The organism is Fructilactobacillus sp. X3R2C1 (assembly GCF_059901235.1).
The window spans coordinates 375,592-392,874 of record NZ_JBWXVA010000001.1; the positions used below are offsets into that span (position 1 = coordinate 375,592).

The following is a 17,283-nucleotide window of genomic DNA, read 5'->3' on the forward strand; positions in this document are numbered from 1 at the left end:
CATAGTTGCGACCGCGATTAGTTTAGTTAGGATGAATAATCTTTTGGATTCTCTGAACCAATTAAAGATTGATTGTCATTATCATAACGACCCCCACCCTCAATTGTCAACTTAGAAAACCTGCCTAAAAAATAATTGACTTTCTACGTCAATTTAGTTAGAGTATTTATCAAATAAATCGAGACTACTTTAATTCAATCCAGAGAGATTGAAAAGTTAACTGGTTATGTCAAAAAATGGGCGTGCTACGTTAATTTGTAGTAGGCCCTTTATTTATGCAATTCAACCAAGTGAAAATCTAGGAGGATCAAATGGCATATTCATACAAGCATGACTTAGTGACGGTTTCTGACATGGATGAGGAACAGGTTTTACATAAGATTAAACTGGCGCAACTCTTCAAAGAGGGCAAATCGGTGCACCTAAACCGCCCCACCTACGCAATGAACCTCTTCTTTGAGAACAGTACCAGAACGCACACCAGCTTTGAGATGGCGGAACGCAGACTCGGAATCCAGGTCCTCCAGTTTAACGCTGATACCAGTTCGGTCACCAAGGGTGAGACCCTCTCCGACACCATCAAAACGCTTCAGGCGATTGGCGTTGACATCGCGGTGATTCGGCATCCCGAAAACGAGTACTACCAACAACTACTGGACGACAACCTGAAAATTAGTGTGGTCAACGGTGGTGACGGAAGTGGCCAGCACCCGTCGCAATCACTGCTTGATATGATGACCATCTACCAGGAATTTGGCACCTTCAAGGATTTAAACGTCGGCATCATTGGCGATTTAAACCACTCCAGAGTGGCTCGTTCCAACATGGAACTTTTAACTAAACTCGGAGCGCACGTGTCGTTTTCGGGTCCTGACCAGTGGTACGACCCGAAATTTGAGGAGTACGGTAAACATTTAACCGTTGACGAACTGGCCCACAATTCCGACATTGTGATGTTACTCAGGGTGCAAAAGGAACGCCTCGGAAAAGAACTGGCGAACTTTGACGCCACCAGTTACCACGAACAATTTGGCTTAACTAAGGAGCGCTACCAAACGATGAGGGATAACGCCATCATCATGCACCCCGCTCCCGTCAACCGGGGAATTGAGATTGATTCCGACCTCGTTGAAGCTGACAAGTCGCGAATCTTTAAACAGATGACGAACGGGATGTACATGCGCATGGCCATTTTGACCGACGTCCTCGTTAATAAGGGCATTGTGAATAAAGCAGATATTGAGGGAATTGACGAACGATGAAAATTTTAATTCAAAACGGGCAAGTATTTCAAAATCAAGCGCTCAAACGGTGTGATTTACTGTTAGATGATGGTGTTATTAAACAAATCAAACCTCAAATTGAGCCGACGCAGGCCGAGAAGGTCATTAACGCCATGAATAAGGTGGTACTGCCCGGTTTGGTGGACGTGCACGTTCACTTCAGAGACCCCGGTCAAACAGATAAAGAAACCGTCAAAACCGGTAGTGAAGCGTCCGCTCACGGTGGTTACACGACCGTTTGTGCCATGCCAAACGTCATGCCCGTCCCCAATACTCCTGATAAACTAAAATCAATGATTGAACATAACCTACAACAGGGCGTTGTCAATGTGAAACAGTTCGCCCCCGTGACCTACAACGAACGTGGTGACCAACTCGTAAACTTTGCCGAGATGAAACAGGCTGGAGCCGTAGCCTTCAGTAACGATGGGATTGGGATTCAGAGCGCCCAGACCATGTACGAGGCCATGAAAAAGATCGCTCAAACTGGATTGCCTCTGGCTGCCCACGTCGAAGACCGCTCGTTAATGAACGGCGGCGTCATTAATGAAGGATTAACAGCTAAAAAACTAGGCCTAACGGGTATTTCCGAAGTGACGGAAACCAGTCAACTAGCCCGCGACCTTGAACTCGCACGTGTGAGTGGCGTCCACTACCACGTCTGTCACGTCTCAACAGCGCGCAGCGTGGAACTGATTCGACGGGCTAAAGCGGATGGCGTGCACGTCACCGCTGAGGTCTCTCCCCATCACTTGCTATTAGACGATTCCATGATTACCAGTGACAACCCCATGTACAAGATGAATCCGCCACTGAGAACCAAAAAAGACCGGCAAACGTTACTAGATGGATTGCTTGACGGCACCATCGACATGATTGCGACCGACCACGCTCCTCACACCGTCTCTGACAAGGGGAATTCTTTTAACGATGCGGCTTTCGGGATCACCGGCACCGAAACGGCCTTCCCACTGCTGTACACCAGACTGGTTAAAACCGGCCAGGTGACTCTGAGTCAACTATTAGAATGGATGAGTAGCAAGCCAACCGCCTCCTTCAAGCTCTCAAAAGAAAACCAAATCAAGGTTGGTAATCACGCCAATTTCTCAGTCTGGAATTTAAATGCGCCGCATCAAATTACAACCAAAAACATGAAATCAAAGGGAATTAATTCGCCGTTTATTGGCAAGCAAGTCGACGCGCAGAACCTCATGACCTTTGTTAACGGCCAAATCGTTTACCACCCATAATTAAAAAATGCTTTACGTAATTAAATACGTAAAGCATTTTTACTATTGCTAGTTTAAATTAAGTCTTCGACAATGGCAGCGTTGAACTGATCCAAATCATCCGGTGTTCGACTCGTAATCAAGTGATGATCCTTTACAACCGGTTCATCTTTCACAATGGCACCAGCGTAGTAAATATCAGTTTGAACCGTCTTATAAGCGGTCATGGTACGACCCTTAACTAGTCCAGTTTGCATGAACAATTGGGGACCATGACAAATCGCAAACGTTGGCTTGTCAGCTAACAAGAAACTTCTCGCAAATTTAACAAACCGTGGGTCACCCCGCAGTTGATCTGGTGAAAAGCCACCGGGAACTAGCAAAGCATCAAAACTTTCCGGCATAACATCGGCAATTCCAGCGTCAACCTTGGTCTTGTGTCCGTGTTTACCAGTGATCTCTTCGCCAGCCTTCTTATCGATGATCGTAATATCGTGACCAGCTTTTTTCAATGCTTCGACTGGTGAAGTCAATTCAACATCTTCAACGTCATTAGTTACAAGTACAGCTACTTTAGCCATTTCTTATCACTTCCTTACCTATAATTTTACATGGAATGAAATTTCAGGGAAAATATTTTGCTTAACAATTTATCACAACTTTAGAACCAATGAAACTTAACGGAAATTTGATTTACACTTCTCACGGAAAGCCGCTATAATTAACGTAACTACATTTTCCAGAATTCGAGGGTATTTTATGAACAAGTCCAAACATGACGTCAACCTAGTTTGTGTGACGGTTGCATCCTGCATCATCTTCGTCTTAGTGATCCTGATAGGATGCCTGTTAGTCTCAACTCATCACGCCAAGGCTAAAAACCAACAACTTATGACCAAGATTAGGACAACCCGGCAGGAAACCAATACGTTAAACGCCAAAAAGACCGCGCAAAAAGTTCAAAAGCAGCACCAGACTGGTGTCGACATCACGGCCATTCAGAAAAATAACGACCAGGTCTACCAAAAGGCCATGAAGATGGCATACACGGCCAAATCAAGCAAACAGCGCCAAGCCGTTAGCAAGCAGTTCAAAAAGGATCGTTTCGATCCAGCCTTTACTAAAACGGTTCTAAGTACCAAGGGACACAATAAAAAATACCTAAACCAAAAGATTGAGGACGTCTCCGTCAACAACGCTCGTTACGACAGCCAGTCTCAATCCTACAACTCGATGATCACCATTACCTTTGCCTCAAGGAAGAATAAGAAGCCAAACGTCTTGAATTACGTCGTTAACTACAACGTTAAGAAACGAAAGACGACCCTCGTTGGGACTTCATGGACCAGCACGTTCGTGGCGTTAGGAGGTCAAGAAATCAATGGCTAAAAACAACAAATTTCACCTCAATAAAAACGTCAGTGTTCTAGCAATCATGTTCGTAATCATTGTCGTCTTGCTCCTCGCCATCTTCACCCTGATGATTCATAATGACACCATTAATACTCAGGTTAAAACCAATCAGGCCACTCTTTCTGCCGAGCAGAAAACGTACAACCAACGGTTTAACTCCCTAAACAAGCGTTATAAGAATCGCCTTTTAAACACCGACAATCAAAAGGCCGGCAGTATTCTGCAAAACCAACACATGGCTGACACGACCTACAAGAACCTAAACGAATTCTTCCAGATTTTCTATACCTACGACAACGACGATCAATTTCTGGCACGTCCCCAAGTCCTAAAGGAAGCTGGACTCATCGGACCCAATTACGCCAGCAACCAAAGGGTCTTTGGTAAACAAGGTAACAAACAGACCAAGGATAAGGTCAAAAGCATGGGAGTCAAGAGTAAAATGGTCGGACTACAGATGTACGACAATCCCAACAGTCCCGAAACGATTAAAAAGATTCGCGTCATCGTCACGTACGCAACCAAGTACAACCAAAACGGCGGTGACAACGTCGACAAGCTGGGTGACGTGCTGTATAACACCAAGACCAATCAAGTCTTAAGTTATCAACCAATCGTGACCGTGGGCCACTCGCTAGTGACGAAGTGGGCTCAATGAAAATAGCCTTCAGGAAATTCCTGAAGGCTATTTTTTTGAACTAATTTACTTTAATTAAACAAATTTTTCAAACTTCTCGTATTTAACAATGATACCGAGTTATTTGACCCGATGTTTTAAATCATGAAGTGCCAAAGCCATTGCTGAAACAATAAAGCCAAGACCGATTAACTCGAGAATTAACGAGTCGTTCTCACCAGTTTGTGGCAAGTTCTTGGAATTCTGCTTAGCATTCTTTTCTGAAGAATTGAAAGCCTGATGAATGGCTTGCGTACTTTGCGGTTCGACTACTTGGCTACCGTTCTGCTTCGTTGAAGCTTCTGGTGTACCGGTCTGACTGCCATTATTTGGAACTACCGCAGATCCACCATTGTTAGTTGGTTGACCTGGCATGACAGAATTGCCACTTGGTTGGTTTGGAGTTACCGAACTGCCACCATTACCGTTGCCACCGTTATGACTTGGTGTAATCGGGTTAGTGCCGTTACCACCATTGTTGCTTGGATGGTTCGGGGTTGGTGCATTCTTAGCCAAAACCGTGACCGTTACTACCAATGTGTCCCCGTTTGAAGCGGTAATGATAACTTTGTATTGACCAGGAACTTGGTTATTAACTTTCGAGGTGTCAATGCTTGTGATCGTTGCTTCCGTACCATCAGCGTTAGTTGCTCTAGCACCGTAGGCAGCGGCATTGGTAGGAACTAGATCACCAACGTGAATGGTGATTCCATGACCCTCAAGGGTTGTCTTATCAGCTAAGACGGTCACTGTTACTACCAATTTCTTGCCATTCGATGAAGTAATGACCACTGGATATTGACCCGGCACCTTATTATTAACCTTGGAAGTATCGACGTTAGTGATACTTGCTTCTGTACCGTCTGTGTTAGTGGAACTGGCACCATAAGCTTGTGGGTCAGTTGGAACCTGATCACCAACGTAAATGGTTAATCCGTGTCCCACTAACGTTGCTTCGTCAGGGAGTACTGTAACCGTGACACCCAGTTTTTCACCATTGTTGGCGGTAATCGTTACCGGATAAACGCCAGGAACCTCATTGTTTACTTTGGATACGTCAATGTTTGTGATCTGGGCTGGATTGCCGTCGTAATCAGTTGCTTGAGCATCGTAAGCTGCTGGGTCGGTTGGAACTTTTTGACCAACGTAAATCTTGATGTTGTTAGCACTTAAGCGCGTGTGATTCTTTAAAACAGTAACCGTGACAGTGATACTTTCGCCATTATCTGAAGTGATGGTGACTGGATAATCACCAGGGATTTGGTCATTAACCTTTGAAATGTCAATCTTGGTAATCTTAGCGGGCTTCCCGTTTTTGTAGGTTGCTTTAGCACCATATGCACTTGGCCACGTTGGAACCTGTCTCCCAATTCTGATGCTGGTTCCATGAGCGGCAATGCTAATCCGACTTTTAACGACCGTGACGGTGACACCGAGTGTTTCACCATTATCAGCGTGAATCCAAACTGGATATACTCCAGGGACCTGATTATTTACCTTCGACACATCAATCTTAGTGATTTTAGCCGGATTACCATCATAATCGGTTGCCTTAGCGTCATACGCAGCTGGGTCAGTTGGAACCTGGTCGCCAGTGTAGATAGTCAGGTTATGCGCACTTAAACTCGTGTGGTTAAAGAGTACGTGAACGTAGACCGTCTTGGTTAAACCGTTTGACGCACTGATAACAACCGGATAATCTCCCGCCTTAGTGTTATTGACTTTAGAAGTGTCAATCCCAGTAATCGTTGCTGGACTGCCATCTGGGTTCAGAGCGGTCGCACCATAGGATTTAGCGTCGTCTGGAACGGCTTGCCCAATTCGAATGCTGATATCGTGACCGGTAATCGCGTCAGCGGGAATGGGAACAACGGTGACAGTTCTATTGAGTTGCGGACCATTAGGATCACTAGTACCCATTATTATGACGTGATAAGTTCCTGGCTTGTTGGCATCTACACCACCATAGACACCCCAAATGGCCATGCTAGGCCATGTTGGGTTTCCCATAATTGCGTCATAACTATCTGGATCGGAAAAATCAATATTAGTTGGATTTCCTTGATAGACGACAAGATTATTAGCGGTAAAATTAACCACTTGGACAATTCCAGTGGTCCAAACACTTCCATCAGAAAGGGTAAAACCATACTTGTATGTTCCAGGAACCTCATTATTAACATCTGAAACATCGATGGAAGTAACCGTTAATGGAGTGCCATTTACACTAGCAGTAATACTGTAGTCAGCGGGATCAGTCGGAACCGGCTGACCTTTCATAACATCAATGGCACCCGCCGTTATGTTATAAACCTTATCGCTAAACTGAACGTTTTTAGTTATCTGTTTTGCTTGTTGATTAATTACCGCTGGTTGGTTAGTTTGAGCATTATTGGTGGTTTTCGGTGCTTGCTTTTCTGGAGCAACTACTTGTTTATTAAAATTGGCACCTTGATTATCAGTTTTTTGACTAGCTTGATTAGCGGGTGCTGGGGCAGTCTTTTGGTCAGTTGCGTTTTGTTGGCCGTTATTTGGCTCTGGTTGAGTCGATTGATTTTTGCTTTGCGCATCGTTCTGACTAGCAGTGGCTTGGTTGTTAGTCGGTTGTGAATTTGTTTGAGCTGCTCTTTCGGTTTGACCGTTACCATTCTTTGCTGACGATTGGTCCACCTGCGCAGTGTTAGTCGTCGGTTTAGATGAATCAGTTTGTCCTGGTTGAGCACTGACCATTGGAGCTGTCCCAGTGGTCTGATTAGTATTAGCTTGAGCCGCATTATCCTGCGTTTGAGTTACGGCTGGATTCGACTTACTTTGATTTTCTGGTTGCGATTGAGCAGACGTCGTGACTAGGTCACCCTTTACTGGTTGACTGGACGCTGCCTTTTGAATAATTTGTATATTGTGATTATTATTATTAGATTGACCGTTAGTATCAGCGCTTGCGCCAACCGTCAATCCTCCGACGGTAGCGACGGTCACAATGGCTGCGACCATCCACCGCTTTCCGGCTTTATACATCTTGTAATGTTTCTTGGTATTGTTCTGCATAAGGTTTCCCCTCTCGTTCTAAAATACATCTTGTGAATTATCAGAATATATAGCAAAACTGCTGTTTATATATTCACAATTGACATTGTAAACACGCTGATGTCAGCAATCAACCTTTTAATATGTTTCACAATGTTTGTAAAACGTACTAGCAGAGAGGGTTTATAAAATAATAATTACTACGTAAAAATAGCGTGCGAAATCTAGCAACCCGTAATTTTTATCGAATTTCCGATATTTAAATTTCCTCTTACGAATGATTAGTCAATTTATCATTGATTTGCCGGTAATTATAGCTAATATTGCCAAAAAACGTTTCTTATTTAATTAATTGATTAAAATAACACAAGTCTTATCCAATCGTTCACAATTTATCTACTGTCAATTCTTTTTTTGACCGATTTTGTGTGAGTAAAATTCACAAAAATATTTGCAAAAATTTTTTTATTCCCGCACCAAATTAATTTTAAAAGTTTGATTAAACTCGGCTTTTGTTAAATAACTTTTCATAAATTAGCCATAAAAAAATGGCCAACATCCATTTCATAGATGTCGACCATTCAATTTAAAGCTTATTTGGTTTCTTTTTTATCTTTAAACCATTTCCCTAATCCAAAGATACCAAGAATTGAAAGTAACATAATTCCAATGACACTTAGGAAACTGTTATCTTCTTGACCAGTTTGTGGCAACTCACCCTTCTTATTAGTGTTGGTTGCATTTTCCTTAGCTTCATTAGTCTCATGTTTTTGTGACTTAACATGGGGATTATTTTCTGAAGTAGAGGATTCGGGGGCGGTTGTTTCTGAAGAATTCGAGTTGTTCTTATTTGAACTTCCATTACTTTCAGGAACCGCATTGCCATTGTGATCATTTGGTGTCATTGTACCATTTCCACCATTGTTGTTTGGTGTATTTGGTTCAACGTTGTTCTCACTTTCACCATTGTTTCCATTAGTTGGATTCTCTGGTTCCGTTGGGTTTCCACCATTGTGGTCCTCAGGATGATTTGGTGTTGGGTTAATTTCACCGGTTTGTTCCTTAGAATAAATAACTTCTCTTGAAGTATCATCACCAGCAGCAATGGTCCCACTAACTGAACTTTGAGCAGGCGTCATGTTAGCAACACTTGGTGACTTAACATTGTAAGTGTTGTTATCACTCGTCCAATCGTTCCATGTGACTTCACCCGTTGCCAAATCTTTGGTTCCAGTTCGAGTGAAGTGAGCCGTAATCGTCTTTGATGGTGCTACTTGATTGCCATCTTGGTCCAAGTAGTTAATTGTAACTTGACCAGTTGTTTCATCCGAAACTGCCTCAGTATTATGAGTATAAGTAACGTTAACTGAGTCATTTTCTCCACGAGCAATCGTGCCACTAATCGAGCTTTGGTCAGGCGTCATGTTAGCAATTTTCGGTGAATTGACACTGTAAGTATCATCATCACTAGTCCAATCGTTCCATGTAACTTCGCCAGTTGCCAGATCTTTGGTTCCAGTTCGAGTAAAGTGGGCGGTAATCGTCTTTGATGGTGCTACTTGTTTTCCATCTTGATCAACATAATTAATGGTCTTTTGACCAGTAGCTTCATCTGTTACCGCTTGGGTATTATGCGTGTAAACAACGTTTACTGAATCATTCTCTCCACGCACAATCGTGCCACTAACTGAATTTTGGTCAGGCGTCATGTTGGCAATCTCTGGTGAAGCAATATCGTAGTTAGGATCACTATAGCTGGTCCATGCATCCCAAGTAGTTTCACCAGTCAACATATTCTCAGTTCCATTACGAATGAATAAGACATGAACTTTCTTTGACGGAGCCACTTGTTTTCCATTTTGATCAACGTAGTTAATGACCCTTTGACCAGTTGCGTTCTGAATTACACCTTTCATTTGTGGATAATAAGTAACGTTAATAACATTATTATCAGTTGGTAACAACGTACCACTAACTTCAGTTATATCTGGATACATGTTAGGAATAACAGGTGACTTGATATCAATATGTGTGTCATCAGTTGTGGTCCATTCTCCAAATTTAATAACCTTACCAGTCACTGCATCCTTAGTAATCGTTCGGGTATAGTGAGCCGTAACAGTCTTTGATGGAGCTAATTCCTTTCCACTTTCATCAACATAGTTAACGGTTTGAATTGCATCCGTTGATTCCGTAGTGGTTTCAGTATTATGAGCGTAAACAACGTTTGCCGACTTATTTTCGTCAGGACTAATGGTTCCGCTAACTGACTTTTGATCAGGAGTCATATTGTCAACACTTGGTGATGGAATGTCATAAGTGTTATCGGTACTTGTCCACTTATCCCAGCTAATAACCTGATTTGTCAATGGGTCTCTTTGACCAGTCCGGGTGAAGTGCGCGATAATGACCTTATCTGGTTGGAGGGTATTACCATTTTGATCAACGTAATGAATGGTAAATGTTCCAGTAGTTGAGTCTGTAATTGCTTGACTGAGAACGACCGTGACACTAACCGTCTTATAACTCGTCAATCCTTTCGAATTGGTTGTCTTATAAGTCACGTTATAGACACCAGCTTGCTTGTTAGTAATGGCTTCTCTTAAAGCGGCATCATCGGAGATTTCAACTTTATCGCTGGTTCCGTCTTGAACATCACTTGAACTTACACCTTCTAACAAGTAGCTGTCTAAGTTGTTAATGTTGAAGGTATCAGCATTTAATGACTTATCACTGGCCGTGATGGATGGGAAGAAACCTTGTTGGTCATTAGTTTGGTAAACAAAACCCATGGGAATACTATTATTTCTCGAAGTTCCCTGATCATCATGATAACCAAAGTTAACGGAATATCTGCCACCAGTATTAGGAGCAATAAAATTACCAGTAAACTGTAAGTATTGAATGGTTACCCCATCTGGGAAAGTAATCGATAATCTAGCATGGTTCGCATCAATTTGGTCAACTTGAACCTGAACGCCAGGCAAGACTTGTCTCAACTGGTCTAGCGTAATCCACTGACCAGCATACTGTCCGGCCCATCCAGGTGTATAAGGAGTTCCTGCCTTAGGAATTCCAAACCGAAGTCCGTTTAAATCAAACGAAGCCCCGTCACCCTGAATGTCAACGGTCCAGGTTCTGCCAGTTAGGTTATTTAGATTAGGGTCTGGATCTTGATTGGGATAAAGGATATTAGTAAAGCTAGGTTGATCACCCTTGGCTGGATCATAGATTGCATCACCATAAGTAGGAACTGAAATCGGATTATTAGCAGTAGGTCCATCATAATTTGGACCAACACCAGCAAATCCAACTCCACCTATTCCTGCTCCCAAGTTGGGTGCCTGAACACGGTCAGGTGATGGTTGATTATTATTAGAAGCAACGTATCCATAGTAAAATTTGTTTATCAAATAAGTGGAATTACCCTGCTGAAACTCAGTTGAAAAGTTAACTCCAACTAGTGGAACAGTTGGGTCAGCTTGAAACGGAATGTTCAAAGTAAACGAGAACGAACCCGTTGTGAAAGCAATATTCTTATCGAAAATGTAATAAGCTTGACCCGTGTTAGGATCAAATTCTAAGTGACCATATTCCGATCCACCAGTCATTGTAATTTTATTCCAATCAATAACCTTTTTCATCATGACATCACTACCCGGATCAGTACTGTTGGCAATGTTAAAGACGATTCTGTCACCAGCATTGATGGTAGCGTCAGCATCGGTAATATTAATGTCGGTTCGAACTGACATACTCCCAAACTGGTTAAAGTTAGTATTGTCCGGAGATTCGTCACTTGTGATGTTGATACCTTTTGGTAACGTACTACTGTCACTGGTGGTGTCAGTGTTCATTTGTTGATTATTTCTGGCAACATCAGGATTAGGTTGATTAGCCTTTTTGGTGTCATCGTTTTTAGCCTGATTAGTATCATCTGGTTTGGCTTGGGTATCAGTTCCTTGATTCTTCTGATTATCAGTTTTTGTCTGATCAGTTTGTGAATCGGATTTAGCTGTTGCATCATTTTGGTTTGATGAATCCTGGGTCTGATTTTGATTATCAGAAGTATCACTTGGTTGGTTCTCAGTCTGCTTCTTTACATCACTGGACTGGTCAGTCTTCGATTGATCAGTTTTACTATCTTGTGATGATTGCTCAGTTTTCTGGTCCTGAGTTGCTTGATTAGAATTATTCGTGGATGATTGTGATTCTTGTTTACTATCATCCTGTTTCGACTGGTCATTTTGCGTCTGAGTTTGTGAATCAGTCGCTGGTTGAGTTGCTTGATCCGCCTGCTTTTGCGAATCAGCTGTTTGACTCTGGTTATCCTTTGTCTGACCATCTGTTGCACTGACAGCTTGGTCTGAACTACTTGGATTGACATCATTTTGATTAGATGATGTGGTTCCCCGTTGCGTCGCCGTACTCGTCTGGTCTGCTTTTTGTTCAGACGGAACGGTTCCTGCATTGGCCTGAGTAGCAGTGGTGTCGGCGTTTGCCCCAAGTGTCATTCCACCGATTGTGAAAGTGGTGACAAGGGCGGCAACCATCCACCGTTTCCCAGACTTATACATCTTAAAATGTTTCTTTGAATCCCTAAACATAAATAAACACTCCTTAGTACCCTGGCGGTTACAAAATAATAAATCACAAACTACACTTATTATTCATTATTACGGAGACTTATTATACATAAAAAATACGATAACTCAATCATTCTGTTTATCAAACTCGTCAATTAATTAGGTAATTCAGGTTGTGAATTTTCAAATCTAAATCACCTTATGCTAGTACCAACACGTTTTCAGCAATTTATTTATTTCTTAATAAATTGCTGAATTTTTTAATTATTAAAAATATATAAAAAGGCTAACACCCAAAATGGATGTTAGCCTTTAAACTTATTAATCTCGCATATTTTTAAATCACAAACTTACTTGGTTTCTTTTCGGTCTTTAAACCATTTCCCTAAGCCAAAGAAGCTGAGAAGTGACAGCAGCATGGTTCCAATCAGGCTTAAGAAGCTATCAGAACTTTGACCAGTTTGTGGTAACGTCGTCTTCTTTTCAGACTTTTTAGCTGGCTTAGCTGCTGGAACTTGCTTTGCTTGTGGTTTAGCTGGTTGAGCCGGTGCTTTAGTAGGAGTTTGTGGGGCCTGCTTAGCCTTCGGAGCTTCCGGTTGTGCGGCCGGAACTTCCTTTGGTGCACTTGGCTTAGTTGGTTCCGGTTGTACTGAAGGTTTCTCTGGTTTGTTTGGAGTTACCGGAGTTTCTGGTTCAGCATTCTTCACATAATGAATTGGGGTATCTTTCCCTAAATCATTGTGATCAATCGGATAAGGAGTGCCAGGTACCAACTTGTTCCCGTTCTTATCAACTGGAGTGTATCCAGGAATGTCAGGGATAATTGGGTTACCGGCATCACTTGGGTTGTTTGGATCATTTGGATAAATGATTGGGTTACTGCCCGGAACATCAGGAACTAAGTGACCTAATGCGTAGTAAACGACCGTTACTTCGGAGTCGTTAGAATCGGCGTTAACCGTTTCTTGACCAACTGAAGCAGTGTTAGTGTAGTAACCATTGATAACTGGCGAGTTAACTCCACTCAATACGTCACTCTTAGTCGTCCATGCGCTGTAAGTTACCTTACCAGTAACTTGATCAAACGTTGCCGTTCTAGTAAAGGTAGTTGATTGAACCACATCATCAGCTAACTTGTTACCATTCTTATCAACGTAGTGAATGGTTCTAGTAACGTTCTTAGTGAGATCAGTCTTACTAGTTCCATCAGGATACTTCGGTCCAGTTGGATTGTTTGGATCAACTGGTTGACCTGGAGTTCCTGGATTGTCTGGAGTAACTTCCTTAGTCTTGTGTTTGAGCACAACCGTAAAGGTTGGACCATCAGTATTAAAGGTAAAGCCATCACTTGGGTAACCGTCGGATACTAATTCATATCCTTGAGCTTCTAACTTAGCGATTTCATCTTTCGTACTGTAATCGGCCTTGCTACCAAACTTACCGTTAACGGTATCACTAGTGATAAGGGCATTACCTTTATCCTGGTCAACGTAGTTAATGTGAACAACTTCATCGTTGGCGTTGTAGGTAACCGTGACACTTGAATCTGGCGTGTCAGCCGTGGCAGTTTCTGAACCAACCGTTGCCTTATCAGGGGTGTATCCGGTAATTGTTGGTGAAACAATTGAACCAAATACAGCGTTAGTTGAAGTCCAGTTACTGTAAGTTACCTTGCCAGTAACCTCATCGAAGGTTGCGGTTCTGTTGAACGTAACCGTTTCAATGCGGTCTTCTGAAGCCTTGCTACCATCAGCGTAAACGTAGTGAACCGTTCTCGTAATGGTCTTGGTCAAGTCATTCTTGCTGGTTCCATCAGGATACTTTGGTCCCGTTGGGTTGTTTGGATCAACTGGTTGACCTGGGTTTCCTGGGTTATCAGGTGTAACTTCCTTGGTCTTGTGTTTCAAAACAACCTTGAAAGTTGGGTTATCGGTATTGAAGGTGTAGCCATCACCTGGGAATCCGTCAGATACAAGTTCATATCCTTGGGCCTCTAATTTAGCAATCTCGTCCTTCGTACTGTAGTCCGACTTAGAACCGAATTTCCCGTTTAAACCATCAGTATGAATAACCTCGTTACCATTGTCTTGGTCGATGTACTCAACTTGAGCCTTTTCATCGTTGGCATTGTAGGTAACAGTAACACTTCCGTCTGGTGTGTCAGCAGTGGCAGTTTCGGAACCAACCGTCGCTTTATCAGGAGTATATCCCGTAATGGCTGGTGAATCAATTGAGCTAAAGACAGCATTCTTAGTAGTCCAGTCACCATAACTAATGATCTTGCCAGTTACTTGATCAAAGGTTGCAGTTCGAGTGTAGGTAACTGTCTCAACTTGATCGTCAGCAGCTTTACTACCATCAGCGTAAACGTAGTGGATGGTTCTTGTAATGTTCTTAGTCAGATCATTTACACTAGTTCCATCTGGGTACTTCGGTCCAGTTGGGTTATTTGGATCAACTGGTTGACCTGGTTGTCCCGGATTATCTGGCGTAACCGTCTTCATCTTGTGTTTCAAAACAACGGTAAAGGTTGGATTGTCAGTGTTGAAAGTAAAGCCATCCGCAGGGTATCCGTCGGATACTAGCTCGTAGCCCTGAGCTTCTAGTTTAGCAATTTCGTCCTTCGTAGTGTAACCAGACTTACTACCAAACTTACCAGTTAAAGCATCGCTATAAATAAGCTTGTTACCTTCGTCTTGGTCGACGTAGTTAACTTGTGCTTTTTCTTCGTTAGCGTTGTAAGTAACGGTAACACTTCCGTCAGGTGTATCAGCGGTGGCAGTTTCAGAACTAACACTAGCTTTATCAGGGGTGTAGCCCGTAATGGCTGGTGAATCAATTGAGCTAAAGACCGCATTCTTAGTAGTCCAGTCGCCGTAGCTGATAATCTTGCCAGTAACTTGGTCGAAAGTTGCCGTTCTTGTAAACGTAACCGTTTCAACTTTGTCATCGGAAGCTTTGCTGCCATCAGCATAGACGTAGTGAATCGTTCTGGTAATGTTCTTAGTCAGGTCATTTACACCAGTTCCATTAGGATAATGAGGTCCATCTGGATTATTTGGATCCACTGGTTGTCCTGGGTTGCCAGGGTTGTCCGGCGTAACCGTCTTGGTCTTATGCTTAAAGATAACTTTGAAAGTTGGGTTGTCGGTATTAAATTCATACCCATTTGGATAACCGTCAGTGACTAATTCGTAACCTTGAGCTTCTAGTTTAGAGATTTCATCTTTCGTACTGTAGTCTGACTTAGAACCAAATTTACCAGTTAAGTTATCAGTCTTAATAACCCTATTGCCATCATCTTGGTCAATATACTGAACGTGAGCCTGTTCATCGTTAGCAGTGTAGGTAACCGTATCAGTTGAATTCTCTGAATTAGGGGAAGTGGTGAGTGAACCAACAGTTGCTTTATCAGGAGTAAATCCCGTAATTTCAGGAGAATCAATTGAGCTAAAGACCGCATTCTTAGTAGTCCAGTCGCCGTAACTGATAATCTTGCCGGTAACCTGGTCAAAGGTTGCGGTCCGAGTGTAGGTAACAGTCTCAACTTGATCGTTAGCGGCCTTACTACCGTCAGCGTAAACGTAGTGAACTGTTCTGGTAATGTTCTTAGTCAAGTCATTTACACCAGTTCCGTCTGGGTACTTTGGTCCTGTTGGGTTATCTGGATCAACTGGTTGTCCCGGTTGTCCCGGATTATCTGGCGTAACCGTCTTGATCTTGTGTTTAAAGATAACTTTGAAAGTTGGGTTGTCGGTATTAAATTCGTAGCCATTTGGATAACCGTCAGTGACTAACTCGTAACCCTGACTTTCTAAATCAGCAATTTCAGCCTTAGTAGAGTAATCCGACTTAGAACCAAATTTACCGTTTAAGCTATCAGTTTTAATAACTCGGTTGTTGTCATCTTGATCAATGTACTGAACACGAGCCTGTTCTTCATTGGCATTGTAGGTAACGGTTACAGATCCGTCTGGCGTGTCGGCTGTGGCAGTTTCGGAACCAACACTTGCTTTATCTGGAGTGTAGCCCGTGATTGCTGGAGAATCAACTTGTCCAAAGACAGCGTTAGTTGAAGTCCAGTCACTGTAAGTTAACTTACCAGTTACTTCGTCAAAGGTGGCCGTTCTTGTAAACGTAACCGTTTCAACTTGATCATCAGCTGCTTTACTACCATCAGCGTAAACGTAGTGAACGGTTCTTGTAATGTTCTTAGTCAGATCATTTACACTAGTTCCATCTGGGTACTTCGGTCCAGTTGGGTTATTTGGATCAACTGGTTGACCTGGTTGTCCCGGATTATCTGGCGTAACCGTCTTCATCTTGTGTTTCAAAACAACGGTAAAGGTTGGATTGTCAGTGTTGAAAGTAAAGCCATCAGCAGGGTATCCGTCGGATACCAACTCGTAGCCCTTAGCTTCTAAAGTGGCAATTTCATTTTTGGTTGAGTAACCAGATTTACTACCAAACTTACCAGTTAAGTCATCAGTATGAAGAACGGCATCACCGTTATCTTCGTCAACATAGTTAACTACTGCTTTTTGTTCGTTTGCATTGTACGTAACGGTAACACTTCCGTCAGGTGTATCAGCAGTGGCAGTTTCGGAACCAACACTTGCTTTATCTGGAGTGTAGCCCGTGATTGCTGGAGAATCAACTTGTCCAAAGACAGCGTTAGTTGAAGTCCAGTTACTGTAAGTTAACTTGCCAGTTACTTCGTCAAAGGTTGCCGTTCTGGTGAAAGTAACGGTTTCTACTTGATCATCAGCTGCTTTACTACCATCAGCGTAAACGTAGTGGATAGTTCTCGTAATTGACTTGGTTAAGTTATCTTTACTAGTTCCATCAGGATATTTTGGTCCAGTTGGGTTATTTGGATCAATTGGTTCACCTGGGTTTCCTGGATTGTCAGGGGTAACCGTCTTCATCTTGTGTTTCAAGACAACCTTGAAGGTTGGATTATCGGTATTAAATTCATACCCATTTGGATAGCCGTCAGTGACTAATTCGTAACCTTGGGCCTCTAAGCTGGCAATTTCGTTCTTTGTACTGTAATCAGACTTAGAACC

At 42.6% G+C, this 17,283-nt stretch carries 8 protein-coding genes; 4 read left to right on the forward strand and 4 right to left on the reverse strand.

The window, feature by feature from the left end:
- The first annotated feature begins 311 nt into the window (after positions 1 to 311).
- Together AC6UDB_RS01950 and pyrC are read left to right on the forward strand one after the other, a co-directional pair.
- Positions 312 to 1,262 (forward strand): aspartate carbamoyltransferase catalytic subunit, encoded by a 951-nt coding sequence (locus AC6UDB_RS01950; RefSeq protein WP_500709018.1) that lies wholly within the window; start codon positions 312 to 314, stop codon positions 1,260 to 1,262.
- Positions 1,259 to 2,533, forward strand: coding sequence for a dihydroorotase (pyrC, locus tag AC6UDB_RS01955; protein WP_500709019.1), 1,275 nt, complete (start codon positions 1,259 to 1,261; stop codon positions 2,531 to 2,533). Before AC6UDB_RS01950 ends, pyrC begins: the two co-directional genes overlap by 4 nt.
- Positions 2,534 to 2,586: 53 nt before the next feature.
- Here the strand turns inward: pyrC and AC6UDB_RS01960 are convergent, their stop codons facing one another.
- Positions 2,587 to 3,093, reverse strand: a complete 507-nt coding sequence (locus AC6UDB_RS01960; RefSeq protein ID WP_500695500.1) for a type 1 glutamine amidotransferase domain-containing protein — start codon at positions 3,091 to 3,093, stop codon at positions 2,587 to 2,589.
- Positions 3,094 to 3,271: 178 nt separating this feature from the next.
- On the opposite strand from AC6UDB_RS01960, the gene AC6UDB_RS01965 reads away from it, so the two are divergent.
- Together AC6UDB_RS01965 and AC6UDB_RS01970 are read left to right on the forward strand one after the other, a co-directional pair.
- Positions 3,272 to 3,901: a hypothetical protein gene (locus AC6UDB_RS01965; protein ID WP_500709020.1), complete on the forward strand. Its 630-nt coding sequence runs from the start codon at positions 3,272 to 3,274 to the stop codon at positions 3,899 to 3,901.
- Entirely contained in the window at positions 3,894 to 4,583 is a 690-nt protein-coding gene (locus tag AC6UDB_RS01970) for a hypothetical protein (protein ID WP_500709021.1), read from the forward strand. Before AC6UDB_RS01965 ends, AC6UDB_RS01970 begins: the two co-directional genes overlap by 8 nt.
- Positions 4,584 to 4,682: 99 nt before the next feature.
- Here the strand turns inward: AC6UDB_RS01970 and AC6UDB_RS01975 are convergent, their stop codons facing one another.
- From AC6UDB_RS01975 to AC6UDB_RS01985, 3 genes are all read right to left on the reverse strand, one after another.
- Positions 4,683 to 7,649, reverse strand: coding sequence for a KxYKxGKxW signal peptide domain-containing protein (locus AC6UDB_RS01975; protein WP_500709022.1), 2,967 nt, complete (start codon positions 7,647 to 7,649; stop codon positions 4,683 to 4,685).
- A gap of 572 nt (positions 7,650 to 8,221) precedes the next feature.
- Positions 8,222 to 12,235, reverse strand: a complete 4,014-nt coding sequence (locus tag AC6UDB_RS01980; RefSeq protein ID WP_500709023.1) for a mucin-binding protein — start codon at positions 12,233 to 12,235, stop codon at positions 8,222 to 8,224.
- Positions 12,236 to 12,564: 329 nt separating this feature from the next.
- A partial coding sequence (locus tag AC6UDB_RS01985; protein WP_500709024.1) for a mucin-binding protein occupies positions 12,565 to 17,283 on the reverse strand: 4,719 nt, incomplete at its 5' end.

Bases quoted from the DNA above. Each gene is read 5' to 3' on its own strand.
- AC6UDB_RS01950 (WP_500709018.1), top strand. From the start codon at position 312: ATGGCATATTCATACAAGCATGACTTAGTGACGGTTTCTGACATGGAT.
- pyrC (WP_500709019.1), top strand. From the start codon at position 1,259: ATGAAAATTTTAATTCAAAACGGGCAAGTATTTCAAAATCAAGCGCTC.
- AC6UDB_RS01960 (WP_500695500.1), bottom strand. From the start codon at position 3,093: ATGGCTAAAGTAGCTGTACTTGTAACTAATGACGTTGAAGATGTTGAA.
- AC6UDB_RS01965 (WP_500709020.1), top strand. From the start codon at position 3,272: ATGAACAAGTCCAAACATGACGTCAACCTAGTTTGTGTGACGGTTGCA.
- AC6UDB_RS01970 (WP_500709021.1), top strand. From the start codon at position 3,894: ATGGCTAAAAACAACAAATTTCACCTCAATAAAAACGTCAGTGTTCTA.
- AC6UDB_RS01975 (WP_500709022.1), bottom strand. From the start codon at position 7,649: ATGCAGAACAATACCAAGAAACATTACAAGATGTATAAAGCCGGAAAG.
- AC6UDB_RS01980 (WP_500709023.1), bottom strand. From the start codon at position 12,235: ATGTTTAGGGATTCAAAGAAACATTTTAAGATGTATAAGTCTGGGAAA.